Annotated in this window: 3 protein-coding genes; 2 read left to right on the top strand and 1 reads right to left on the bottom strand. The window is 38.7% G+C overall.

Annotation, left to right across the window (positions count from 1 at the left end):
* Positions 1 to 464 precede the first annotated feature (464 nt).
* Together CWB80_RS00240 and CWB80_RS00245 are read left to right on the top strand one after the other, a co-directional pair.
* Complete coding sequence (locus tag CWB80_RS00240; RefSeq protein WP_138602410.1) at positions 465 to 1676, top strand: ParA family protein; 1212 nt, start codon at positions 465 to 467, stop codon at positions 1674 to 1676.
* A gap of 1 nt (position 1677) precedes the next feature.
* A complete protein-coding gene (locus CWB80_RS00245) occupies positions 1678 to 2769 on the top strand; it encodes a ParB family protein (RefSeq protein ID WP_138602408.1) in 1092 nt (363 codons plus the stop codon).
* A 112-nt stretch (positions 2770 to 2881) separates the two neighbouring features.
* Here CWB80_RS00245 and CWB80_RS00250 read toward each other — a convergent pair.
* Positions 2882 to 3653: RNA-guided endonuclease InsQ/TnpB family protein (locus CWB80_RS00250; protein ID WP_138686268.1), on the bottom strand; the 772-nt coding region annotated here is incomplete at its 5' end.

Here is a 3653-nt window from a genome sequence, read left to right on the forward strand (position 1 = left end):
TACTTTGATAATCAATACTCACCGAAAATTTAATTTTCCTTATAAACTTCACGCGCTTTAAGTCAGAAAAAAGACTAGTTACCTCTTGCTTGACTCGCCCTTGAAAGGGTGAGATTGCGCAAGCCTAATGTTCAATTCAATGCAGAGAAAACAAGAAAGTACCCGACGCCAACCAAAGCACAAACTTAACATGAGTTAGTTACTTAGCACTCCTTTTTTCATCAATTATAAAACCTACAAATGCTATACGCTTGCATATGAAAACTATTAATAACTGATACTCCCCCTTTTCTATAGACTAAATCGCACTAAATAACGTGAAAAAGTCATGTGTATAGGAAAACCTATTAAAGATAAACGAAACACGAAACAGAGCATTAAAAAATAACTCGCGCTTTAATTTTTGCTTTACCACGCAAAAATTAAAGCATACACTATAAAAAAACACATTCATTAAGGTTCACATGACTATCTCTAAAGTAGAAGCCACCGATATAGCGTTTGACGAGCTAAAAGACGGTTCAGAGTTATATATTCAGCGCCGTAATAGACGTCTTCTAAATAACCACCGAAAAGAGCTGAGAGTCTTTACTAAGGCTGAAGCAGTGGCATACCTAGATATTGATGCAAGAACCTTGGACAAGTACTGCAAAGCTCTAAAGATTAACCCAAGAAGGCACGAAGAAAGTCAGTGGTTATTAGATATTGAGGAAGTCTACAAAGTAAGAGATTCACTTCCTGAAGAACTTAAAAAACAATTACCATTTGTTCGCGGTGAAAGCCAAGAACTGCAGGTTATTGTTGTTCAGAATCAAAAAGGCGGTGTTGGCAAAACAGTAACTGCAGCAACTGCTGCATCTGGCTTAGCAACAGAGTTTCACCAAAACTATCGAGTTGGGTTGATTGATATGGACGGTCAAGGAACTCTATCAATGTACTATGCCCCTGAATCAACAGAGGAAGGATGTTTATCTGTTGGTGACTTAATCATGGGGAACTATGAGTTAGACGACAACGAGACCTTAAAAGAAGCTATAAGCGAAGCATTTTTACCAACTACAATCCCCAACTTACGCATTTTACCTGCTTCACAATCAGACCGAGCAATAGAAGGCTGGTTCCACGAAGCGGTATTCAATCAACAACTAAGTTCACCTTACTCAATACTGCACGACATCATAGAGCAAGTTAAAGATGAGTTTGATATCATAATTATCGACACTCCTCCATCACTAGGCTACGCGACATACAACGCATATTACGCTGGCACCAGTGTTATTTTCCCATTGTCTGTTACTGAAAATGATATTGATGCTACATGTTCGTATTTTAGTTATATCCCGCAAGTATGGACATTGCTAAAAAACGCGAAACACCCTGGTTATGACTTTATGAAAATATTACTCACTAATCATAAAGAAAGCTCAACAACAACTGATTTGCAAAATAACCTTTATGATAGCTTTTCAACTTACCTCTACTCAACTGAATTCAACAACAGTGAGGCAGTTAGACAAGCTTCATCATTACTCTCTACCGTATTTGATATGTCAAAGAGTGAATACCCAAAAACCAAAATGACTTTTCAAAACGCACAACAAAATGGGTATGAAGTGACAAGTCAATTGCACCGTGATATTCAAAAAGTATGGCGTGAACAAGAGAAGGAGCAATAAAATGGCTAAGAAAAGAGGTTCAGTCTCTCCGTTAGGCAATGCACCTGGCTCTCAAGAAGCCATTGCAGATAGTAACAAAAACCAAATAGAAAGCTTAGCAAAACGCTTGAAACTTGAAGCTGAAAAGAGCAAAACACCGCTTGAGGATGTGTTATCTCATCATCTTGGAGTAGTTAGCGTCGGGCAAAGTAAAATTTGGACATTAAAATCAGGCCAAAAAGCTACATTCACACCAGTTACATTGTCATATGAGCAGCTTAAATCAAATACGGTCGTCACTTTTGAAATCAACGGCCGAGAGCAGTCACTGCTCACAGAAGAATCACTTCAAGACTTATCAACATTAGATGATCAACAGTTCTACCCTGCAATTGGTAGGCGACTAGCTGATAATAAAATTGATGTACTAGATGGTTCTCGCCGCCGAGCCTATGTGTTAGATAAAGGCGGTACAATAAATACTTTCACAATGCTTGTTACTGATGATGAAATCACCTTAAGTGACGCAAAGGCACTCGCTACATCACTGCAATCAGTTAAAGAACACAACCTTCGTGAAATAGGATTACGTCTAGAAAGAGACAAAGAAACGTACTTCAAAGAGTATGGCGAAAAGCTAACTCAGGCTGAATTAGCTAAACGTCATGGTCTGAGCCAATCAAAAGTAAGTAAGGCATTACAAGCGGCAACAGTCGATAATGATTTAATCTCTGTTTTCCCGGATATTTCACTGCTTAATCACAGTGACTATAAAATCCTTTTGTCTACACAAGCTCTACTGGGTGATCAGTTGAGTGACTTTACTGAAGATCTCAAAAGCAAAGCTAATGAACTGAAGATAGCTAAAGGTTTAATCAAAGAAGATTTAAAGGATATGCTAAGTAAACTAATAGCAAATGAATCAAGATCTTTTAAACCTTCAGTAGATAAAGCTGTAGTAACTACGCTTATAAAATTTGAAAATAAAGACCAATTTGCGCGTAAAAAGGTTAAAGGTAGAAATTTCTCATACGAATTTGGCAGAATTCCTAAGCAAATTCAGGAAAAATTAGATACCGCTATTAATGAAGTGCTAAGTGGTTTAGAAAACTAATCATATGAATAAAATGGGTGAGTTTTTACGAGCCCATTTCTCATACACAACCGTCTGGTGAACTACCCAGCGACATCGGTTCACTCTGATCACTGGGCTTCTACAGTCTAGCTTAACAGCTAGGCTGCGTCTTTTTCTCAGATCCAAAATCCAACTTCGATAATTCGAAGGCTTTCGTTTTAACAGATTGTTTCTGCTGAGATGCGGGTGTTACCCTTGCGACGATTCCAGCCGCAATTATATCTAATTCACCTGTACTAGCTATGCTTTTAGCAGCAGCTAGATCGCGGCTTTGATACGCTCCGCAAGCCGTACAAGTAAAACGCCTATCATTCAATGTTAAAACATGGCGTTGCCCGCACTCCGAACAAATTCCAGTGGACTTTTCAAAACGACCTATTTCATGATAGAGCTTGCCTTCTAGCTCAGCTTTGTACTTTGAAAGCTGAGTTATCAGCCCCATTACGTTATCGGCAACCATACTACCATTGAACTTTTGCATCGCTTTTACGTTTAAATCTTCGAACACTAAAATATCATTTTCATTGGTTATCTGTCGTGAAGTTTTGTGCGCAAAGTCCAGCCTTTGCCTTGAGATTTTTCCGTGTAATTTATTGATGCGTTGTTTTGTTTTTTGCCAGCGATTTGAACCTTTGGTTCGACGTGCAAGCTGGCGTTGCAATTGATTTAACTTCTCTATTGCTTGCTTTAAAAACTTCGGATTGTCGGCCACGAAACCGTTCGAACCAACCACCGTTTGCTTTGAGTTGATGTCAAAGCCAGTGATCGTTTCCAAAACTTGTTTAGCCGTTTTGCATTCCACTTCCTGAGTGATACTGCATTCCCATTTTCCGAGACGATATTGAACAGTGACGGTCTTAATT

The organism is Pseudoalteromonas sp. S1650 (assembly GCF_005887195.1).
Classification (GTDB): Bacteria; Pseudomonadota; Gammaproteobacteria; order Enterobacterales; family Alteromonadaceae; genus Pseudoalteromonas; species Pseudoalteromonas simplex.

Excerpts from the sequence above, each read along its gene's own strand:
- CWB80_RS00240 (WP_138602410.1), top strand. The coding sequence starts at position 465 with ATGACTATCTCTAAAGTAGAAGCCACCGATATAGCGTTTGACGAGCTA.
- CWB80_RS00245 (WP_138602408.1), top strand. The coding sequence starts at position 1,678 with ATGGCTAAGAAAAGAGGTTCAGTCTCTCCGTTAGGCAATGCACCTGGC.